Annotated in this window: 23 protein-coding genes; 18 read left to right on the top strand and 5 right to left on the bottom strand. The window is 57.6% G+C overall.

The features are described from left to right. The first annotated feature begins 1 nt into the window (after position 1). From QZW03_RS06640 to QZW03_RS06675, 8 genes are all read left to right on the top strand, one after another. Positions 2-859: a glycosyltransferase family A protein gene (locus QZW03_RS06640; protein ID WP_296509191.1), complete on the top strand. Its 858-nt coding sequence runs from the start codon at positions 2-4 to the stop codon at positions 857-859. Then, a complete protein-coding gene (locus tag QZW03_RS06645; protein ID WP_296509192.1) occupies positions 856-2004 on the top strand; it encodes a glycosyl hydrolase in 1149 nt (382 codons plus the stop codon). The genes QZW03_RS06640 and QZW03_RS06645 overlap by 4 nt, the downstream gene beginning before the upstream one ends. Before the next feature lie 71 nt (positions 2005-2075). Next, a complete protein-coding gene (locus QZW03_RS06650) occupies positions 2076-3206 on the top strand; it encodes a glycosyltransferase family 4 protein (RefSeq protein ID WP_296509193.1) in 1131 nt (376 codons plus the stop codon). Positions 3207-3243: 37 nt separating this feature from the next. Then, positions 3244-3957: a WecB/TagA/CpsF family glycosyltransferase gene (locus QZW03_RS06655; RefSeq protein ID WP_296509194.1), complete on the top strand. Its 714-nt coding sequence runs from the start codon at positions 3244-3246 to the stop codon at positions 3955-3957. Continuing rightward, entirely contained in the window at positions 3947-4426 is a 480-nt protein-coding gene (locus QZW03_RS06660; protein ID WP_296509195.1) for an NUDIX domain-containing protein, read from the top strand. The genes QZW03_RS06655 and QZW03_RS06660 overlap by 11 nt, the downstream gene beginning before the upstream one ends. Positions 4427-4490: 64 nt before the next feature. Then, a complete protein-coding gene (locus QZW03_RS06665) occupies positions 4491-5813 on the top strand; it encodes a UDP-glucose/GDP-mannose dehydrogenase family protein (protein WP_296509196.1) in 1323 nt (440 codons plus the stop codon). Positions 5814-5817: 4 nt separating this feature from the next. Beyond that, positions 5818-7260, top strand: a complete 1443-nt coding sequence (locus QZW03_RS06670; protein ID WP_296509197.1) for a phosphomannomutase — start codon at positions 5818-5820, stop codon at positions 7258-7260. 109 nt (positions 7261-7369) lie between these two features. Continuing rightward, a complete protein-coding gene (locus QZW03_RS06675; RefSeq protein ID WP_296509198.1) occupies positions 7370-7855 on the top strand; it encodes an FxDxF family PEP-CTERM protein in 486 nt (161 codons plus the stop codon). Between the two features lie 79 nt (positions 7856-7934). Here QZW03_RS06675 and QZW03_RS06680 read toward each other — a convergent pair whose 3' ends face one another. Both QZW03_RS06680 and QZW03_RS06685 read right to left on the bottom strand, forming a co-directional pair. Continuing rightward, positions 7935-8579 (bottom strand): FxDxF family PEP-CTERM protein, encoded by a 645-nt coding sequence (locus QZW03_RS06680; protein WP_296509199.1) that lies wholly within the window; start codon positions 8577-8579, stop codon positions 7935-7937. Positions 8580-8602: 23 nt separating this feature from the next. Then, positions 8603-8998: a type IV pilin protein gene (locus tag QZW03_RS06685; RefSeq protein WP_296509200.1), complete on the bottom strand. Its 396-nt coding sequence runs from the start codon at positions 8996-8998 to the stop codon at positions 8603-8605. A 160-nt stretch (positions 8999-9158) separates the two neighbouring features. Here QZW03_RS06685 and rfbB point away from each other — a divergent pair, with 160 nt between their 5' ends. The 10 genes from rfbB to QZW03_RS06735 all read left to right on the top strand — a co-directional run bounded on the left by rfbB (position 9159) and on the right by QZW03_RS06735 (position 18155). Continuing rightward, positions 9159-10253 (top strand): dTDP-glucose 4,6-dehydratase, encoded by a 1095-nt coding sequence (gene rfbB / locus QZW03_RS06690; RefSeq protein WP_296509201.1) that lies wholly within the window; start codon positions 9159-9161, stop codon positions 10251-10253. After that, positions 10250-11158: a dTDP-4-dehydrorhamnose reductase gene (gene rfbD / locus QZW03_RS06695; RefSeq protein ID WP_296509202.1), complete on the top strand. Its 909-nt coding sequence runs from the start codon at positions 10250-10252 to the stop codon at positions 11156-11158. Before rfbB ends, rfbD begins: the two co-directional genes overlap by 4 nt. Continuing rightward, entirely contained in the window at positions 11158-12069 is a 912-nt protein-coding gene (gene rfbA / locus QZW03_RS06700) for a glucose-1-phosphate thymidylyltransferase RfbA (RefSeq protein ID WP_296509203.1), read from the top strand. The genes rfbD and rfbA overlap by 1 nt, the downstream gene beginning before the upstream one ends. After that, a complete protein-coding gene (rfbC, locus tag QZW03_RS06705; RefSeq protein WP_296509204.1) occupies positions 12069-12620 on the top strand; it encodes a dTDP-4-dehydrorhamnose 3,5-epimerase in 552 nt (183 codons plus the stop codon). The genes rfbA and rfbC overlap by 1 nt, the downstream gene beginning before the upstream one ends. Before the next feature lie 103 nt (positions 12621-12723). Then, a complete protein-coding gene (pilB, locus tag QZW03_RS06710; RefSeq protein ID WP_296509205.1) occupies positions 12724-14457 on the top strand; it encodes a type IV-A pilus assembly ATPase PilB in 1734 nt (577 codons plus the stop codon). Between the two features lie 20 nt (positions 14458-14477). Further along, positions 14478-15695, top strand: coding sequence for a type II secretion system F family protein (locus QZW03_RS06715; RefSeq protein ID WP_296509206.1), 1218 nt, complete (start codon positions 14478-14480; stop codon positions 15693-15695). After that, positions 15695-16543, top strand: coding sequence for an A24 family peptidase (locus tag QZW03_RS06720; RefSeq protein WP_296509207.1), 849 nt, complete (start codon positions 15695-15697; stop codon positions 16541-16543). The genes QZW03_RS06715 and QZW03_RS06720 overlap by 1 nt, the downstream gene beginning before the upstream one ends. Positions 16544-16557: 14 nt before the next feature. Then, on the top strand, positions 16558-17154 hold the full coding sequence (gene coaE, locus QZW03_RS06725) for a dephospho-CoA kinase (protein ID WP_296509208.1): 597 nt from the start codon (positions 16558-16560) through the stop codon (positions 17152-17154). 22 nt (positions 17155-17176) lie between these two features. Continuing rightward, positions 17177-17932: a cell division protein ZapD gene (zapD, locus tag QZW03_RS06730; RefSeq protein ID WP_296509308.1), complete on the top strand. Its 756-nt coding sequence runs from the start codon at positions 17177-17179 to the stop codon at positions 17930-17932. Between the two features lie 19 nt (positions 17933-17951). Further along, positions 17952-18155 carry a DNA gyrase inhibitor YacG gene (locus QZW03_RS06735; protein ID WP_296509209.1) on the top strand — a complete coding sequence of 68 codons (204 nt, stop codon included), beginning with the start codon at positions 17952-17954 and terminating at the stop codon, positions 18153-18155. Positions 18156-18187: 32 nt separating this feature from the next. Here the strand turns inward: QZW03_RS06735 and QZW03_RS06740 are convergent, their stop codons facing one another. From QZW03_RS06740 to argJ, 3 genes are read right to left on the bottom strand one after another with little or no spacing between them, the layout of a single operon-like run. Continuing rightward, entirely contained in the window at positions 18188-18661 is a 474-nt protein-coding gene (locus QZW03_RS06740; protein ID WP_296509210.1) for an NUDIX domain-containing protein, read from the bottom strand. Beyond that, positions 18658-19536, bottom strand: coding sequence for an ATP-binding protein (locus tag QZW03_RS06745; RefSeq protein WP_296509211.1), 879 nt, complete (start codon positions 19534-19536; stop codon positions 18658-18660). The genes QZW03_RS06740 and QZW03_RS06745 overlap by 4 nt, the downstream gene beginning before the upstream one ends. Before the next feature lie 12 nt (positions 19537-19548). Then, positions 19549-20775: a bifunctional glutamate N-acetyltransferase/amino-acid acetyltransferase ArgJ gene (argJ, locus tag QZW03_RS06750; RefSeq protein ID WP_296509212.1), complete on the bottom strand. Its 1227-nt coding sequence runs from the start codon at positions 20773-20775 to the stop codon at positions 19549-19551. Positions 20776-20784: the final 9 nt, after the last annotated feature.

The raw sequence follows: 20784 nt of genomic DNA on the forward strand, positions 1-20784 counted from the left end.
AGTGAATATTTCTTTCATCCTCGCCACTGTTGGCCGGGCAGACGAAGTTGGAAGGTGCCTGCGATCCTTGTCTGCTCAAACTGATAGCAACTTCGAGGTCTTGCTTGTTGACCAGAACAACGACGATCGGCTGCTACCTCATATTCAGCAAGGATTAGCTGATGGCTTAGTCATCAACCACATGCGGATGGCGAAACCAAGCCTCTCTGCCGCTCGGAACTTAGGTATCGCCTCGGCAAAAGGCCAAATCATTGGTTTAACAGATGACGACTGCTGGTACGAACCAAATGCCGTTGCTGGCATCAGGCAAGCGTTTCATGCAGACAAAGACATAGAGGGCATCGTGGCCTGTTGGGTTGAGCAGTCGCTTTTCAGGGGCCAAAAGCAAGCGCACGGTCTATTGCGTAACGAATCGTGGCGCCGCTTCCGAGGTGGTGATGCCAGCTCAATATCACTCTTTTTCAAGAAATCACTATTTGACCAGCTGGGTGGTTTCGATGCCAGATTTGGCGTAGGTCAATGGTATGGCGCTGCTGAAGAAACAGACTTTGTCCTTAGGGCGCTTGCAGCTGGCGCTTTGCTTAAGCATTGTTCGGATGTACGAGTGCATCATCACTTTGGCAACCAACCAGCAACTCCGCTTGCTATTGCCTGCAAACACGCCAGAAACCGCGCGCGCGGTACGGGCGGTATTTATCGGAAGCACAACTTAGATTTACAAGTTGTGCTTCGTGGGTTGATAGCGCCTTTTCTTAACGCCCTAGTTAAATTCAACCTCAAAGACGCAGTTGTGGGTATTTATGTATCACTTGGGCGCCTGGAGGGGTTCATCCGCTGGAAGGACGAGGGTAAGCAATGAAATACTTCGTGGTATTCCTTTGCGCACTTTTTATCAGCACAGTCTCGGCTTCTCCTTTAAAGCCTGATGGCGATAAGGCCCAAAGACAAACTACTGCTGCACTTCCAATTCCACTGCAATATTTTGGTCTCCACATACATCGTGCAGACGCAGGTACTGCATGGCCAAACGTGCCTTTTGGTAGTTGGCGACTCTGGGACGCCTATGTTGGTTGGGCGCAATTAGAACCAAAGCAAGGTGCATGGGACTTCGCCCGCCTTGATCGCTATGTAGCTATCGCAAAACTCACTAAGGTTGATATTCTCTTGCCGCTGGCCATGACCCCAAATTGGGCTTCTGCCCGGCCGGATGAGCCAAGCCCATATAAACCAGGAAATGCTGCCGAACCGCTACGTCTTGATGACTGGACTAACTACGTCGCAACTGTAGGGCTGCGCTACAAAGGGAAGATCACTCACTTTGAGGTGTGGAACGAACCCAGCGACAAATCGCACTATTCGGGAAGCATAGAGGCGTTAGTGCGAATGGCTTGCGAAGCCAAGCGTGTATTGAAAGGCATTGATCCCAGCATTCAGATAGTGTCGCCTGCCTCAGCTGGCGGCGGTAAGCACATTGAGTACTTGGATCGTTTTCTTGCAGCTGGCGGTAAGGACTGCGTTGACGTCGTAGCGCATCACTTTTACGTGTTTAAAACGTCGCCAGAAACACTTGTGCCTCTCATAAGGCAAGTACGTGAGGTGATGAAAAAGAACGGCGTCGCAGATAAGCCACTATGGAATACTGAGACAGGCTGGTGGATTGCCAATGGAGACGGAACACCAGACCACCCAATGGTTGCTAAAGGCGGTTGGAAGAAATTAGCGTTAGAAAAAGAGTCGGGAGACTATTTGGAGCGGGCATTTGTCTTGGCGAGAGCGGAAGGAGTTGAACGTTTCTACTGGTACGCCTGGGATAACCGTTACGGACTCGGCATGATTGAACCAACGAGCGGTGCGCCGAAGCCGATGGTGGAGAGTTGGAGAAAATTGGTCGAAACTTTGCGTGGTGCAACGCAACTCCAATGTTTCAACAAGGATAGAAACTGGCGGTGCACTTTTGTTCGATCAGATGGAACACCCGATCTATTGGATTGGGTCGCGAATTAAATAACTTCAGTTGGCATGTGAGAGCAGATGCTACCGACCGCGAGCCTACAACTTATAGAAACTAGATTTTCATGAAAAAAGTAGTGATATTCCAATACCGCTTGCTGCACTACAGAACCAAGCTTTTTGACATGTTGCGCAGCGCCTGCGAAACAAAAGGTATACAGCTTGAACTAGTGCATGGGCATGCATCCCGCCGGGAGTCTGTCAAAAAGGATGAAGGCTCGCTATCTTGGGCCCACAAAGTAGTCAATAGTTTTTGGGAGGTCGGTCCGCGTGACTTGGTTTGGCAACCGTTTCCAAAGCAGCTCAAGGACGCTGATTTGGTCGTGGTGATGCAAGAGAGCCGCATCCTCTCCAACTACCCGCTGTTGTTGAGCAGGCTGTGGTCCAAGCGCAAAGTGGGCTATTGGGGCCATGGCAAAAACTTTCAGAGCGACGCACCCACAGGTTTGCGCGAGCAGTGGAAAAACTTTTTGATCCGCCGGGTGGACTGGTGGTTTGCCTACACCGGTATGACGGTAGACATATTGGCCAAGGCGGGCTACCCGTCTGCACAAATTACATGCCTGGACAACGCCATTGACACCAGCAGCTTTAAAGCGGACTTGGCTTCTTGGTCCGACTCAGAGGTAAAGGAGGCAAAGCAGGAGCTGGGCATTGCACCCGATGCAGCTGTGGGCGTGTTTTGCGGATCGCTCTACCCCGACAAAAAACTGGGCTTGCTGGTGGCGGCGGCCGATTTGATTCGCCAGCGTATGCCGGACTTTGCGCTGGTAGTGATTGGGGACGGCCCCTCCATGCCCGAAATGCGCGATGCCGCAGCTACCCGCCCTTGGATGCACCTGCTGGGGGTGCGCAAGGGGCGCGAAAAGGCGCTCTACTTCCGCATGGGCGATGTAATGCTGAACCCTGGCTTGGTGGGGTTACACATCGTGGATGCGTTTTGCGCCGGCATGGTGATGATGACGACCCGCACAGCCCGCCACTCCCCCGAAGTGGCCTACCTGCGCGACGGCGATAACGGCGTTTACAGCGACGACACGCCGGCTGCCTACAGCAAAGCGGTGCTGAATGTGATTCAAGACAAAGATCGCTTGGCGCGCATGAAAGCCGCTGCACTGGCGGATAGTGAGCATTACACGCTAGAAAATATGGTGCAACGGTTTGCAGATGGCATTGAGGCTGCAGTCAATGAATGAGCTAAAACTTAGGGTACTAGGCGTTCCTGTAGACACAGTGACTTTTGGCACGGCACAAGACCGCGTAATTGCCTGGGGCCACGCCCGGGAGAGCCGATATGTGGTGCTGGCGAACGTGCATGTGGTGGTTACTGCGTCGCGCGAGTCAGCCTTTGGTGCTGTGGTGGCCGCTGCCGACATGGCCACGCCTGATGGCGCACCTGTGGCCTGGATGCTAGGAAAGGTAGGAAACAAGCCGCAAGAGCGAGTAAGTGGCCCAGACTTGACTTGGGCACTGCTAGGGCGGTGCGAGCGCGAGGCATTGCCTGTCTACTTTTTTGGCAGTTCGAGAGAAACGCTTTCGTTACTGGCTGAGCGCATTACTGCCACCTTTCCAAACCTGCTGGTGGTAGGTTTTGAAGCGCCACCCTTTAGGCCAATTTCAGAACAAGAAGCTAATGAATCCGTTGAGCGCATTAACGCCAGCGGTGCGGGCTTAGTGTTTGTGGGGCTGGGTTGCCCGAAGCAAGAGCATTGGATGCTTGCGCACAGGGGCAGAGTCAATGCGGTCATGCTGGGTGTAGGCGCGGCCTTTGATTTTCATGCTGGCACCGTGTCGCGCGCGCCTGAATGGATGCGCGAGCATGGCTTGGAGTGGCTACACCGCCTGGCATCAGAACCACGCCGCCTCTGGAAGCGCTACTTGGTAACCAACACTTTATTTATTGCGGGCGCTGCCCGCCAACTGCTAACGCGCCGCCATGCTGAGTAAAGACGTTTTTTTGGGCGTGGTAGATGCCGCGCCCCTGGTCGCCATGGACCTGGTGGTGGTGCGCGGCGGCACCGAGATATTGCTAGGCCTGCGCAACAACCGCCCCGCCCAAGGCTTTTGGTTTGTGCCGGGGGGGCGCATTCGTAAAAACGAAACCATGCAGGCCGCCATGGCGCGCGTTGCCCACGACGAGCTGGGCTTGGCGCTGGCCGATTTGCTGGTGCAGCCGCGTCATATGGGTGCCTTTGAGCACTTTTACACTGACTGTTTTGCGGGGGAGGTGGGCGTGTCCACCCACTATGTGGTAATGGGCAACCTGGTTACATTGCCCGCTAGCACCGAGCTTGCTGCGGCCGATGCACAGCACAGCGCCCTGCGCTGGTGGCCGCTGGCCGAGGCACAAGCCGCCGCCGAGGTGCACCGCTTTACCAAAGACTATGTGGATGTCATTTTGCTATCAAAAGAGTAGCTGTTTGCGAAGACTCTACTTGGGCTAGAGGCATATTTTGTTTATATTTGAGAGGGAGTGAGTTATGAAAATTACGGTTATCGGCACTGGCTATGTGGGCTTGGTGTCTGGCGCTTGTTTTGCCGATGTGGGCAACGACGTGCTGTGCCTGGATGTAGACCCCGCCAAGATCAAGATCTTGGAGGATGGCGGCATTCCTATCTATGAGCCGGGCCTGCAAGAGATGGTCAAGCGCAATGTGGCCGCTGGCCGCCTGCACTTCACCACCGATGTAGAAAAAGCTGCCCACTTTGGCACGGTGCAGTTCATTGCGGTGGGCACGCCACCCGATGAAGACGGCTCGGCCGACATGAAATATGTGATTGCCGCCGCCCGCAACATCGGCAAATACATGACCGACTACAAGGTGGTAGTGGACAAGAGCACGGTGCCGGTGGGCACCGCCGACCGCGTGAAGGCCGCTATTGCCGACGAGTTGGCCAAGCGCGGTGTGACCACGCCGTTTAGCGTGGTGAGCAATCCCGAGTTTTTGAAAGAGGGCGCCGCCATTGACGACTTTATGCGGCCCGACCGCATTGTGGTGGGCTGTGAGGACGAGCAAGCCGCACTCAACATGCGCGCGCTGTACGCGCCCATTCAGCGCAACCATGACCGCCTGATCGTGATGGATATTCGCAGCGCCGAGCTGACCAAATACGCCGCCAACGCCATGCTGGCCACCCGCATCAGCTTTATGAACGAGCTGGCCAACCTAGCCGAGAAGCTGGGCGCTGATATTGAAAACGTGCGCAAGGGCATTGGCTCCGACCCACGCATTGGCTACGACTTTTTGTACGCCGGTGCGGGCTACGGCGGCTCGTGCTTTCCCAAAGACGTGCAGGCGCTGGTGAAGACTGCGCAAGACGACGCGGGAATCAACCTGCAGGTGCTGACCGCCGTAGAAGCGGCCAACGATGCCCAAAAGCGGGTGCTGGGCGGCAAGGTAATCAAGCGCTTTGGGGCAGACCTGAAGGGCAAGCACTTTGCACTGTGGGGCCTGGCCTTCAAGGCCAACACCGACGACATGCGCAAAGCCACCAGCCGCGACGTGATTCAAGACCTGCTGGATGCGGGCGCCACGGTCACGGCCTATGACCCAGTGGCCATGAAAGAAGCGCAGCACTGTTTCCCCGACGAGCCGCGCCTGACCTATGCTGATAGCCAAACCGCGGCGCTGGAGGGGGCGGATGCACTCATCATCGTGACCGAGTGGCGCGAGTTCCGCAGCCCGGACTTTGACAACATCAAGGCCAAGCTCAAGCAGCCGGTGATTTTTGATGGCCGCAATCTCTACGACCCCAAGCTAGTGCGCAGCATGGGCATTGAGTACCAGGCGATCGGGCGCTAACGCCATGACAGTCTTAACCCTTCAAGATATGGCCACCCAGTCGGGCGTGGCCTTTGGCACCAGCGGCGCGCGCGGCAAGGTAGCCGACATGACGCCCGGCTTGTGCCACGCCTACACCACTGCCTTTTTGAATGCGGTGGTACCCAAGGCCACCCGCATTGTGCTGGGCCACGATTTGCGCCCCAGCAGCCCCGACATTGCGGCGGCCTGTGCGGCGGCCATTGAGAGCTTGGGCATGGAGGTGGTGTATGGCGGCGCCCTGCCCACTCCGGCCTTGGCTTTGTATGCGGCGCAAATTGGCTCGCCGGCGATTGTGGTCACGGGCAGCCACATTCCGTTTGACCGCAACGGCATCAAGTTTTACCGCGAAGATGGCGAGATCACCAAGGTGGACGAGCAGGCCATGCTCAACTTTTTGGTGGGGCTGCCCAAAAACCTCAAGCTACCCACCCTGCCCGCCCCGGATGCGCGGGTGCTGCAGGCCTACCTGAGCCGCTATATCGACTTTTTTGGCGCCGACGCTTTGGCCGGTGAAACGATTGCCGTGTACGAGCACAGCAGCGTGGCGCGCGATGTGTTGCGCAGTATTTTGGAGGCGCTGGGGGCGGAAGTGATTTCGCTGGGGCGCACCGATGTGTTTGTGCCCATAGACACCGAGGCGGTGCGCCATGAAGACATTGAGCAGGCGCGCGAGTGGGCCGAGTTGCACGATTTTGATGCCCTGGTGTCTACCGACGGCGATGCCGACCGCCCTTTGATTGGCGATGAAAAAGGCGAGTGGTTGCGGGGTGATGTAGTGGGCATTTTGACGGCCCAGTACCTGCACGCCACCGCGGTGGTGACCCCTGTGAGCAGCAACAGTGCGCTGGAGCGCACCCAGAGTTTTGCGCAGGTGGTGCGCACCCGCATTGGCTCGCCTTATGTGATTGAGGGCATGCAGCAGGCCGCCCGTGGCGGTGCGGACTTGGTGGTGGGCTTTGAGGCGAATGGCGGCTTTTTGCTGGGTAGCCAGGTGCTGCGCAATGGCAAACGCTTAGGGCCTTTGCCCACCCGCGATGCCGTGCTGCCCATGCTGGCGCTGTTGTGTGGCGCCAAGGCGCAGGGGCTGAAGATGTCGGAAGTGGGCTACCGCCTACCCAAGCGGTTTACTGCGAGCGACCGGATTCAAAACTTTGCCACGGCCAGCAGCCGCGAACTGATTGCCCGCTTGCGCAACGACCACATAGCCTTGCGCAACCTGATGGCGCCCCAGGCCGGCCCGGTGGAGGGCATTGACGAGACCGATGGGCTGCGGGTGCAGTTTGCGTCGGGCGATATCGTGCACTTGCGCCCCAGCGGCAATGCCCCCGAACTGCGCTGCTACGCCGAGAGCACCAGTGTGCGCAGTGCCAAGCGTTTGTGTGACGACTGTTTGCTACAGGTCTTGAAAACTGCAGCCCCTGTGTAACGATTGAGCGACAACCGGCCCGAACGGACTATGTACAGAGCCGAGGGCTAACCCTAGCATGGAACCAGCTGAAGTGGTTTCAGCTCACAACTGAAATTAAGGGATGTATATGAAAATGAAAACCGCAATCGCGGCCGCCACTTTGGCGTTGTTTGGTGCTGCTGCAAATGCAACTGATGTAGCTTTTGTGGATGGTTTGGCTAACGTTGCCAGCGGCTCGATCACCGGTGCCAAAGGCGTCTCATTCAGCCAAAGCTGGACTTTCAGTGGCCTCACAAGCGGTACCTACAATGTTGAAGGCAGTTTGGCCGGCAATAACATTTCGTTCACCTCCGTGCTCCTGAATGGTGTGGCGTGGGACCTGAGCGGCACCGCAAAAGCGCCAACAGTGTTCAAGTTTGCTGACATCAGCTACACCGGCACCGGACCTTGGACTTTGGTGGCCACTGGCACCAAAACTACTGCTTCAGCAGGTAACTTTTCTGGTTCTTTGAATGTGACCCCCGTGCCTGAACCAGAAACCTACGCCATGCTGCTGGCTGGTTTGGGTGTGATGGGTGCAATCGCCCGCCGCCGCAACAAAACTGCTGCCTGATCCGCAAGGTTTGCTGCAACGGAAAAGGGACTGCAATTGCAGTCCCTTTCTTTATGGGCTTTTCAAGCAGGCGGGGCAATCAGCTCGCTTGGCGTTTGCGGGCTGCAAACCCTAGCAGCCCCAAACCGGCCAACAAGAGTGCGTAGGTTTCAGGCTCTGGCACGGGTGCCATGACGAGGGCTATGTTGTCGACCCCCACATAGCGCGCGTTGTTGGTGCCTGTGCCGCTGAGCTGAATGGACCTGAGGCCGGTAAAGCCATTGAAGAATGATGCGCCATAGGCCGTAAAGCTACCCGGTGTCAGGCTAAAGGCTTGGCTGGCAGTGACGGTGCCGCCAGCTGCTTTGGTGCCGGTAATGCGAACCGACAGCTTGTCGCCAGGCTGAAAACTCCCGCCGCCAATGAGACCTGCAAGGCTGAGGCCAGAGAGACTGAAGGTGTAGCCCGAGGCCGGCGCGAGGCTGATGGTTTCAGTTTGGGCCTCTAGCGCGTAGTAGGCCAGCAGCTTGTTGCCTGGCATCGGAGCGCTGAGGTAGCCGGTATCGCTCAGCACAAAGTGGGTGTTGGTGGAGTGCCGCAACTGGATGCCGTAGGGCAAGGCGCTGGCGGGGCTGCTCATGTCGTCAAAACTGAGCGTGAAGGCTTGAGCCCGGGCTTGGCCCAAAGCACAAGCGCTTAAGGCAAGGGCGCTGAGGGCGAAGCGGGCAAGGTGGCGAGTGGTCAAGGTGGTTCTCCCAGGCTTTTGTTTTAAAGAATGCCGATCAGGGTGGCGGTGGCTACGCTGCCATTGGGGCCGTTGAGCGTGCAGTTGACGACAGCGCCCTCAGGCACCGGCAGGGGCAGGCTGCCGCCCAGGCTGTAGTTGGCAGGTAGGCCGCCCTGCAGCAATTGGGCGCCGTGTGAACAGTCGGTGACCGGCACACCCTTGGTGCCATTGACTTTGCGGGTGGCTATGTTGATGGCTGAGCCGCTGGAAATAGCGCCGGCCACGGCTTGGGTGGCGGCGGTTTGGGCATCGCTGCGCAAATCCACAAACTTAGGAATGGCCACCGCCGACAGAATGCCCAGAATCACGATGACCATAACGAGCTCAATCAGGGTAAAGCCGGTTTGCAAGGTGCGTGAGGGGTAGGAGGAGCGCATGCGGAGTCTGTAACGAGTTGTTACCCAATGGTATTCAAACTCGGCGGGGTTGGGAATAGTCCGGATGACTGATCCGAATGGACTATGGACGTGCCTGCCGACAACCCGGTTTCAGGGAGAAAGATAATCAGCGTAATGCATTCACCTACAAGATGACACCATGACGATTCTGGTGACCGGCGGCGCCGGCTTTATTGGCAGCAACTTTGTGCTGGACTGGCTGGCCGCCTCGGCTGAAACCGTAGTCAACCTGGACAAGCTCACCTACGCCGGCAACTTGCAAAACCTAGCCTCGCTGGCGGGCAACCCCGCCCATGTGTTTGTGCAGGGCGATATTGGTGATGCCGAGCTCATGACCCGCCTGCTGCAGGAGCACCGGCCCCGCGCGTTGCTGAACTTTGCGGCAGAGAGCCATGTAGACCGCAGCATCCAAGGGCCGGGCGAGTTTATTCAGACCAATATTGTGGGCATCTTCCATTTGCTGGAGAGTGTGCGGGCCTACTGGGGCGCACTGGCCGCCGACGACAAGGCAGCGTTCCGGTTTCTGCATGTTTCGACCGACGAGGTGTATGGCTCACTCGCGAAAGACGATCCGGCCTTCACCGAAACCCACCAGTACGAACCCAACAGCCCTTACAGTGCCAGCAAGGCCGCCAGCGACCACTTGGTGCGCGCCTACCACCACACCTACGGCCTGCCGGTGCTGACCACCAACTGCAGCAACAACTACGGCCCCTACCATTTCCCCGAAAAGCTCATTCCGCTGATGATCGTCAACGCGCAGGCCGGCAAGCCCTTGCCGGTGTATGGCGATGGCCAGCAGATCCGCGATTGGCTCTACGTCAAAGACCACTGCAGCGCCATCCGCCGGGTGCTGGAAGCCGGTGTGCTGGGCGAGACCTATAACGTGGGCGGATGGAACGAGAAGCCTAACCTGGACATCGTGCACACCGTGTGCGCCCTGCTCGACGAGCTCAAGCCCCGTGCGGACGGCAAGCCTTACCAAGCGCAGATCACGTACGTTACCGACCGCCCCGGCCATGACCGCCGCTACGCCATTGATGCCCGCAAGATAGAGCAGCAACTGGGCTGGAAGCCGGCCGAGACCTTTGAGACCGGCATCCGCAAAACCGTGCAGTGGTACTTGGACCACCCCGAGTGGGTAGACAACGTGCTGAGCGGCGGCTACCGCGACTGGGTGAGCAAGCAATATGGCAGCACCAGCGCGCAGCAACCCACGCAGGCTGCAGCATGAAGGTCTTGCTGTTCGGCCGTGATGGCCAGGTAGGCTGGGAGCTGCAGCGCGCTTTGAGCGTGCTGGGCGAGGTCGTGGCGCTGGACTTTGATGCCAGCCAGAACCCACAAGGTTTGTGCGGTGACTTTACCGACCTCGCAGGCTTGGAGCGCACCGTAGAAGCGGTGCAGCCGGATGTGATCGTCAATGCCGCCGCCCACACCGCGGTGGACAAAGCCGAGAGCGAGCCCGAGCTTGCACGCCTGATTAATGCTCTAGCACCCGCTACTCTTGCGCAAGCAGCTATTAAATCAGGAGCGCTATTGGTGCATTACAGCACCGACTATGTGTTTGACGGCAGCGGCGACACGCCGTGGACAGAAACGGACACCACCGGCCCTTTGAGCGTGTATGGCCAGACCAAGTTGGAAGGTGAACAGGCCGTGGCTGCCTGCCCTCAGCACCTGATATTGCGCACCAGCTGGGTGTACGCCACCCGGTGTGGCAACTTTGCCAAAGCCATGCTGCGCCTGGCGGGTGAGCGGGATTCACTCACGGTAATTAACGACCAGTTTGGCGCCCCGACTTCGGCGGAGCTGCTGGCCGATGTGACGGCCCACGCCATCTGCCGCCTGCAAACCCAACCCCAACTCGCCGGGCTGTACCACTGCATTGCGGCAGGCGAGACCACCTGGCATGGTTATGCCCAATTTGTCTTGCAACAAGCCGCCTCTCTGGGCCTGCCGCTCAAGGCCACCGCTGACAAGGTGGCGCCCGCGCCCACCAGCAGCTACCCCACACCGGCCCGCCGCCCACTGAACTCAAGGCTAGACACCCGCAAACTGCAGGTGGCCTTTGGCCTGACGCTGCCCCCTTGGCAGCACGGGGTGCAGCGCATGTTGACCGAAATAGCCGGGGAACGATGATGAAAACCAAGATGCAAATCACAGGTGCTAAGCCGCGTAAAGGCATTGTTTTGGCGGGCGGCTCCAGCATTCGCCTGTACCCGGCCACACTGGCAGTCAGCAAGCAATTGCTGCCTATCTATGACAAGCCGATGATTTATTACCCCTTGAGTGTGCTGCTGTTGGCAGGCATTAAGGAGGTGCTGGTGATCAGCACACCGCAAGACACCCCGCGCTTTGAGCAGCTGCTGGGCAACGGTAGCCAATGGGGTGTACATATTGAATACGCGGTGCAGCCCTCGCCGGATGGCTTGGCGCAGGCGTTTTTGATTGGCGAAACGTTTCTGGATGGCGCGCCTAGCGCGCTCGTGCTGGGCGACAACATTTTTTATGGTCACGATCTCACTGGTCTGCTGGAGAGCGCCACGGCGCAAACCAGCGGCGCTACCGTGTTTGCCTATGCGGTGAACGACCCCGAGCGCTACGGCGTGGTGGAGTTTGATGCAGCGGGCAAGGCCATCAGCCTGGAAGAAAAGCCCAAAGCCCCCAAGTCGCGCTATGCGGTGACCGGCCTGTATTTCTACGACGACCGGGTGGTGGAGATGGCCAAGCAGGTCAAACCCTCTGCACGCGGGGAGCTGGAGATTACCGACCTGAACCGCATGTACCTGGAGCGCGGCGCGCTGGATGTGCAAACTATGGGCCGGGGCTATGCGTGGCTGGACACCGGCACCCACGAGTCGATGCTGGAGGCGAGCCAGTTCATTCACACCATTGAGAACCGCCAGGGCCTGAAGGTGGCCTGCCCGGAAGAAATCGCCTGGCGCAGCGGCTGGATTGACGACACCCAGTTACAAGCCTTGGCACAGCCACTGGCCAAATCCGGCTATGGCCAGTACTTGTTGCGCTTGCTGAAAGAGAAGGTGTACTGATGCAAGTTACCCGAACCGCGATTTCGGATGTGCTGCTGCTGGAGCCCAAGGTGTTTGGCGACGAGCGTGGCTTCTTTTTTGAGAGTTTTAATGAGCGGGTGTTTCGCCAGGCCACGGGTGTCACATGGCCTTTTGTGCAGGACAACCATTCCAAATCTGGCTACGGCGTGTTGCGCGGCCTGCACTACCAGACCCGCAACCCCCAGGGTAAGCTGGTGCGGGTAGCGCAAGGAGAGGTGTTTGACGTGGCAGTTGATATCCGCCCTGAGTCTCCCACCTATGGCAAATGGGTGGGCGAGATACTGTCGGCTAACAACAAGCGCCAACTTTGGGTGCCACCGGGCTTGGCCCACGGGTTTGTAGTGCTCTCAGAGACTGCTGAGTTTTTGTACAAAACCACCGACTACTACGCACCGGAATTCGAACGCTGCATTGCCTGGAATGACCCGACTCTGGGAATTGCGTGGCCGGCGCTGTCGGTTGCGCCCAAGCTGTCGGCCAAGGACATGGCGGGGGAATCCTTTCAGAATGCGCTGAAAAGTTCTGAATAGGGGTGTGGTGGTGTGAAAATCACCACGTTCTGTTTGTGAAAATTCGTAACCGCCTCATTCCTGTGCCCTGAAGGGGTATGGCTTAGGCTATCCTTCACGGCTTATGGCATCCGCAGACACTACCACCCGCGACCCCGCCGCTGTAGCCCTGCCAGGCATCGGCCGGGCGCTGGTAGCGGCCGGCAAAATTCAGCAGAAGACGGCTGAAGACATTTACCGGAAAGCGGTTTCCGGCAAAAACAGTTTCATGGCGGAGTTGGTGGGTTCGGCGGCCGTGTCGTCGCTCGATTTGGCCCAAACGCTGTCCTCGGCCTTTGCAGCGCCTCTGGTGGATTTGGACGCTGTCGATATTCAGCGCTTGCCCAAGGGCTTGCTGGACGCCAAGATTTGTACCGAGTTCCGCGTGCTGGTTTTGAGCAAACGGGGCAACCGGCTGATTATTGCCACCGCTGACCCGTCGGACCAACAGGCTGCAGAGCGAATCAAGTTTTCAACCCAGATGGGGTTTGACTGGATCATTGCAGAGTACGACAAGCTCTCCAAGATTGTGGATGCCAACACGGTCACTGCGACCGAAGCGATGGAAGAGATCATCGGCGGGGACTTTGAGTTTGACGAAGCGGCTGCCGAGTCCGCTGTCGAAACCACCCAAGCTGCCACCGCCGACGTAGAAGACGCGCCCGTGGTGCGCTTTTTGCACAAAATGCTGATGGATGCGTTCAGCATGCGGGCCTCGGACCTGCACTTTGAACCCTACGAACACCAGTACCGGGTGCGTTTCCGGATCGACGGGGAACTGCGCGAAATTGCCAGCCCGCCGATTGCCATCAAGGACAAGTTGGCCTCGCGGATCAAGGTGATCTCGCGCATGGACATCTCGGAAAAGCGGGTACCTCAAGACGGCCGCATGAAACTCAAGGTGGGTGCCGACCGCGTGATCGACTTCCGGGTCAGCACCTTGCCCACGCTGTTTGGCGAAAAAATTGTGATCCGGATTCTCGACCCGAGCAGTGCCAAACTCGGGATTGACGCGCTGGGCTATGAGGCCGAGGAGAAGGAGCGCCTGGTGAAGGCGATCGGTCGGCCTTACGGCATGATTCTGGTGACGGGGCCCACGGGCTCCGGGAAGACGGTCTCGCTGTACACCTGCCTGAATATGCTGAACCAGCCGGGCGTGAACATCGCTACGGCGGAGGATCCGTCTGAAATCAACCTGCCTGGCGTTAATCAGGTGAACGTGAACGAGAAGGCAGGCCTGACTTTTGCTGCAGCGCTGAAGTCGTTTTTGCGTCAGGATCCGGACATCATCATGGTGGGTGAAATCCGCGATTTGGAGACCGCCGACATTTCGATCAAGGCGGCGCAAACCGGCCACTTGGTGCTGTCAACCCTGCACACCAATGACGCGCCAACGACGCTCACGCGGATGCGCAACATGGGCATCCAGCCGTTCAACATCGCATCCAGTGTGATTCTTATTACCGCGCAGCGCTTGGCGCGGCGCTTGTGCGTGCAGTGCAAGCAGCCGGCCGACGTGCCCGAGAAGGCTTTGCTGGATGCAGGCTTTAAGGCGTCGGAACTGGACGGTAGCTGGAAGCCTTACCGTGCGGTAGGTTGCTCGGCATGCAACAACGGCTACAAAGGCCGCGTGGGCATCTATCAAGTGATGCCGATCAGCGATGAGATCCAACGCATCATTTTGCGGGACGGCAGTGCCATGGATATTGCAGCGCAGTCAGAGCTGGAGGGTGTGCGCTCCTTGCGGCAATCCGGCCTGCATAAAGTGAAACAAGGGCTGACTTCGTTGGAAGAAGTGCTTGCAGTGACCAACGAATAGAAGAACAACCCGGGGGAACTATGGCAACAGGAAAATCCGCGCCCACCAAAGACGTCGTCTTTGAATGGGAAGGCAAAGATCGCAACGGAAAGCAAGTCCGGGGCGAAACGCGGGCCGCCGGCGAGAACCAAGTGAAGTCGATGTTGCGCCGCCAGGGCGTGACCCCCACCAAGATCAAAAAACGCCGCATGAGCTCGGGCAAGTCGATCAAGCCCAAGGACATGGCGATCTTCACCCGGCAGTTGGCCACCATGATGAAGGCGGGCGTGCCCTTGTTGCAGGCCTTTGACATTGTGGGCCGCGGCAACCCGAACCCGAGTGTGACCAAGCTCCTGAGCGACATCCGCTCCGACGTGGAGACCGGTACCTCGCTAAGTGCCGCTTTCCGCAAGTACCCGCTCTACTTTGACAACCTGTATTGCAACTTGGTCGAGGCCGGTGAGTCGGCAGGTATTCTGGACCAATTGCTGGACCGCTTGGCGGTCTATATGGAGAAGACTGAGGCCATTAAGTCGAAGATCAAAGCGGCACTGATGTACCCGATTGCCGTGCTCGTGGTTGCGTTTGTGGTGGTCTCTGTGATCATGATTTTTGTGATCCCGTCATTCAAGCAAGTGTTCAGCTCCTTCGGCGGCGAGTTGCCGGCTCCCACCTTGTTTGTGATTGCCTTGAGTGAAATTTTTATTGATTACTGGTGGCTGATCTTCGGGGGCATCGGTGGCGGACTGTACTTTTTCATGCAGGCGTGGAAGCGCAATGAAAAGGTACAAGCCTTCATGGACCGCGTAATGCTGAAGTTACCTGTGTTCGGGGTAATGGTCGAAAAAAGTTGTATCGCGCGCTGGACGCGTACCTTGTCGACCATGTTTGCCGCAGGTGTGCCACTCGTAGAGGCGCTGGACTCCGTGGGCGGAGCCTCGGGAAATATCGTTTTCCAGACCGCGACCCAAAAAATCCAACAAGAAGTGTCTACCGGCACCTCCTTGACCGCCGCCATGACCAACGCAAATATTTTCCCCTCCATGGTCCTGCAGATGTGTGCAATTGGAGAGGAGTCGGGCTCCATTGACCACATGTTGGGCAAGGCGGCAGACTTCTTTGAGTCTGAGGTGGACGATATGGTGGCCGGTATTTCCAGCTTGATGGAACCAATCATCATTGTGGTGCTAGGCACCTTGATCGGCGGGATTGTGGTGTCCATGTACCTCCCGATCTTTAAACTGGGACAAGTGGTCTGATGGGGTCCGGTGTGCAGTGGTTGGACTGCGGTCTATTGGCTTTGCTGGGCCTTTTGATCGGTAGTTTTTTGAATGTGGTGATTCATAGACTCCCGAAAATGATGGAGCGCCAATGGGCTGCCGAATGCGCGGAGATGTCTGGCACCGAACCTGCCCCTGAACAGGCTCCCTTCAACTTGATGGTGCCGCGATCGCGTTGCCCGCACTGCGGTCATTTGATCGCTTGGTATGAAAACATTCCGGTCGTGAGTTACGTAGCGTTGCGCGGGCGTTGCTCAGACTGCAAAAAGTCCATCACCTTGCGATACCCACTAGTTGAGCTGGTGACTGGTGCATTGTTTGGCTTTTGCGCTTGGCAGTGGGGCCTCACTGCAACCGGTCTGGCGTGGTGTGCTTTTAGTGCGGCCTTGGTGGCATTGGCGCTGATTGACTGGGACACGACACTCCTGCCGGATGACATCACCCTGCCCTTGCTCTGGTTGGGCTTGGTGGCCTCTGCGCTGCAATGGACGCCCGTACCGCTGAGTACTTCTCTTTGGGGCGCTGTAGCGGGATACCTCTCTTTGTGGTCGGTGTATTGGCTCTTCAAGCTGGTAACCGGCAAAGAAGGAATGGGCTACGGGGACTTCAAGCTGTTTGCTGCCCTAGGTGCATGGTTTGGCTGGCCGGTATTGATTCCCATGATTTTGATGGCCTCGATCATTGGTGCGATTGTGGGGATCGCCATGAAATTCACCACCGGCTTGCGCGAAGGTGGCTATGTGCCATTCGGTCCGTTTTTGGCTGGCGCCGGCTTTGCAGCCTTGTTACTGGGGCCGGACACCTTGCGCCAAATGGTGAACTTGTAGGGATGGCGGTTGGAATGCGAGTCGGTCTGACGGGTGGTATCGGCAGCGGTAAAAGTACGGTGGCCGCGCTTCTCGCAGCCAAAGGAGCCGTCGTCGTCGATGCCGACGCAGTCTCTAGAGCATGCACAGCACCAGGCGGTGCGGCAATCGCTTTCATCCGCGACACATTCGGTGATGATTTGATAGACGCAAAGGGGGCATTGGACCGCCAAAAGATGCGGGAACTGGTGTTTCAAGACAGCACAGCCCGAAAGCGCTTGGAGGCCATCATTCACCCCTTAGTTGCCCACGAGATGGAGCGGGATGTGGCCGTGCAACTAGCCGCTGGTGCTTCCTGTGTGGTGTTCGATATTCCGCTGCTGGTGGAGTCGGCACATTGGCGCTCACGATTGGATTTCATCCTGGTCGTAGACTGTGAAGCACAAACCCAAATTGCACGCGTTGTGCGTCGTAGTGGCCTGACTGAGAGCGAGGTACGTGGTGTGATGGCGACTCAGGCTTCCCGTGCGAAGCGACTGTCTGCGGCTGACCATGTGCTCTATAACGATGGCCTGACTTTGGATCAACTTGAAGTGCTGACAGCGCAAATTTATGCGCGCTTCGGGCTATGATCGGCGGACCGGAAATATCAGCGTGATCCTTTACGAATACCCCTTCAACGAACGCATTCGCACTTACCTGCGACTTGAGCATTTGTTCTTGCGTCTGGCTGAATTGATGGGCCGCCAGGATCCGCTGGATCACCACTTTGCGCTGGCGACAATTTTTGAGGTGATGGATGTCGGTGCCCGCGCTGACTTGAAATCCGACGTTCTCAAAGACCTCGACAAACAAAAGCAGATTCTCAATGCTTACCGCGGTAACCCCGCGATTTCTGAAGCGGTACTGGACAAAGTGATCGCCCAGCTCGACGGCTGTTTTTCCGCGTTGAATGCACTGACCGGTAAGGCAGGGCAGTCTCTGACGGAAAATGATTGGCTAATGAGCATTCGAAGCCGGGTGGGCATTCCCGGGGGAACATGCGAGTTTGATTTACCGGCCTACTTTGCATGGCAGCACCGTGACCCTCAGTCCCGACAGCAGGATTTGCAGCGCTGGGCCTCGACGATTGCACCATTGGCAGAATCGATTCACTTGCTTTTGAAGATGCTTCGGGACTCTGGCGCTCCGCAAAAAGTCATGGCAGTGGGCGGGCAGTTCCAGCAAAACCTGCCGCAAGGGCGCACATTTCAGCTGTTGCGGCTCTCATTAGACCCGAGCTTGGCCGTCATTCCAGAGATCAGTGGCAACCGGTTGATGGTGTCTATTCGGTTGATGCGCCATGAGGCCGATGACAAATTGCACGCTTGCGCAGAAGACGTTGGTTTTGAACTGACGCTCTGCTCCTGACCTGCGGGGAGAGTTGTCGATGAGTCAAAGCGCTGTAGAAAAATTGGTGCGTTGCCCCGGGTGTGGAGGCGATAGCGTCTACGGCCCCGCTAATCTTTACCGCCCGTTTTGCAGCGAGCGCTGCAAAAATTTAGACCTAGGCGCGTGGGCGAGCGAGTCTTTCAGGGTGCCGACAGAGGCGCCCCCCGAAGATGCCCAGTTCGGCGATCCAAAACTTCAATAAATTACGGTACTAGCCCGCACAGTGTCTGCGGTTTATGCTCCTGAAATAGTAGCAGCCTGATATCCGCGTTCTTCGGCGAACCAATCCAACACGGGAACGGTGCCTGGAAGAATGGGCGCCACGTTCACAGGCAGCTGCTGCCAGGCGAACTTTTGGGACTCCCGCATTTCGAGCTCGCCCACCCAATCAAATACTTTGCAGAAATTCAGGCGCACCAGCGCATGTGGGTAGTCAACAAGCTCAGTTCGCCAAGCTTGTGCATCACCGATACGGATGCCTATTTCCTCGATGAGCTCACGCCGTAGCGCCTGCTCTACCGTCTCCCCGGGCTCCACCTTGCCACCGGGGAACTCCCAATAACCAGCGTAGGCCTTGCCTTCGGGTCGAGACGTCAATAGGAATGCGCCATCGGGCCGGAGTAAAACGCCTACTGCGACCTCGACGACAGGACGATCGCTTCCTCCCGTACGGTGCAGATCCGGGTCGGCAATCAGGGGTGATGTCATGGAAGTACAGCCCGACCAGAATAGTCCCGCGCAAACTGGTAGGCCACTCGGCCGCTACGAGCTCCACGCTCAAGTGCCCACAGGAGCGCTTCAGCACGCGCAGCCTCGATGGCAGCGGCAGAAAACCCCAAATGTGCAAGCCACTGGTTCACGATGGTCAGATATTCGTCTTGGCTAAACGGGTAAAAGCTGATCCATAAGCCGAATCGTTCGGAGAGAGATATCTTCTCCTCCACTCCCTCGCCCGGGTGCACTTCTCCATCGGCCGTGTGCTTGTAGGTCTGATTCTCAGACATGTACTCCGGCAACAGGTGCCGGCGATTGCTGGTGGCGTAGATCAACACATTGGGCGTGGACGCTGCGACAGAACCATCCAGCACTGACTTGAGGGCCTTGTATCCGGGTTCGCCGTCGTCGAAGCTCAAATCGTCGCAAAACACGATGAATTTCTCCGGACGAGAAGCAACGAGCTCAATGATGTCTTGCAGATCAATCAAGTCTGCTTTGTCGACCTCAATCAAACGCAAGCCCTCGGGGGCAAAGGTCTGCAAACAAGCACGGATCAGGGAGGACTTGCCGGTACCTCGCGCACCCGTCAGGAGCACATTGTTGGCCAAACCACCGCGTACGAACTGCGCCGTATTGCGGTGGATCTTTTCCTTTTGGTCATCAATCTCGCGCAGAGTATCAAGCGCCATGACACCGACATGCTGCACCGGGGAGATGACGCCCTGTCCGGTCGATCGACGACGGTAACGGAATGCAATCGATGCATTCCAGTCCGGCGCGGTCAGGATGTGCGGCAAAGATGCCTCCACACGCTGCATGAACAACTCCGCACGCGCGAAGAAGCGCTCCAAAGCATCAGCAGACATCTGGGAGTCTCCTCAGGAGCGGTAGTCGGCGTTAATCGTCACGTAGTCGTAACTGAAATCGCATGTCCAGACAGTTTGAGTTGCGCTACCACGACCCAGATTCACCCGCACCGTGATCTCGCTTTGCTTCATCACGCGCTGCCCGTCTTCTTCGCGATAGGCCGGATTGCGACCGCCCTGTGTAGCCACATGTACGTCGTCAAGGTAGAGCTCTATCAGACCCTGGTCCAAATCAGTGACTCCGGCATAGCCAACTGCCGCCAAGATGCGACCCAAGTTCGGGTCACTGGCGAAAAAGGCTGTTTTCACGAGGGGTGAGTGGGCGATAGCGTAGGCAACCAGACGACACTCCGCCTCCGTCTGTCCACCTTCTACCTGAACAGCAATGAACTTGGTGGCACCCTCTCCATCGCGCACGATGGCTTGTGCCAACTGTCGAGCCACCGACAACATGGCTTGCTTGAGGGGAGCCGCAGAAGCCGCATTCAGATCAGTAACTGGGGTATTGCCAGCTTTGTTGGTTGCAATCACCAGCAGCGAGTCATTGGTGGACGTGTCGCCGTCGACGGTGACCCGATTGAATGATCCTTCGGCCAACTCGAGAGATAGCGCCGCCATTACCGACTTGTCGATACACGCATCGGTGGCAATAAAGCCCAGCATGGTGGCCATATTAGGCCGGATCATGCCCGCGCCTTTGCTGATACCGGTTACCGTGACCTTGCGTCCATCCACTAGCGCAGAAGCACTAAAGGCCTTCGGCTGCGTGTCAGTCGTCATGATGCCTTCAGCTGCCCGCAACCAATGGGTTTCGCGGGCGTCTGCAATCGCAGCATCCATGCCGGCAACGATGCGGTCCACCGGCAGAGGCTCCATGATCACGCCAGTCGAGAAGGGCAATACCTGCTGTGGCGTGAGGCCCAAACGGCTGGACAACGCACTGCAGGTTTCACGTGCCCTTGCAAGCCCGTCAGCCCCGGTACCGGCATTGGCATTGCCCGTATTGATAATGACCGCGCGGATATCGCTCTGCAAAAGGTGTTCGCGACAGATTTGCACAGGCGCCGCGCAAAAACGATTGGTCGTAAACACGCCGCCGACGCTGCATCCCGGGTCCAACAGCATGACGGTGACGTCTTTGCGTCCGGCCTTACGGACTCCGGCCTCCGTCACACCAATGCGAAGCCCTGCAACAGGGGACAGATCAGCCTCGACAGGCAGTGGGAGGTTTACTGGCATCCGGTTGCT

The sequence above is a fragment of the Rhodoferax sp. genome (assembly GCF_013297935.1).
Taxonomy (GTDB): Bacteria; Pseudomonadota; Gammaproteobacteria; order Burkholderiales; family Burkholderiaceae_C; genus Allorhodoferax.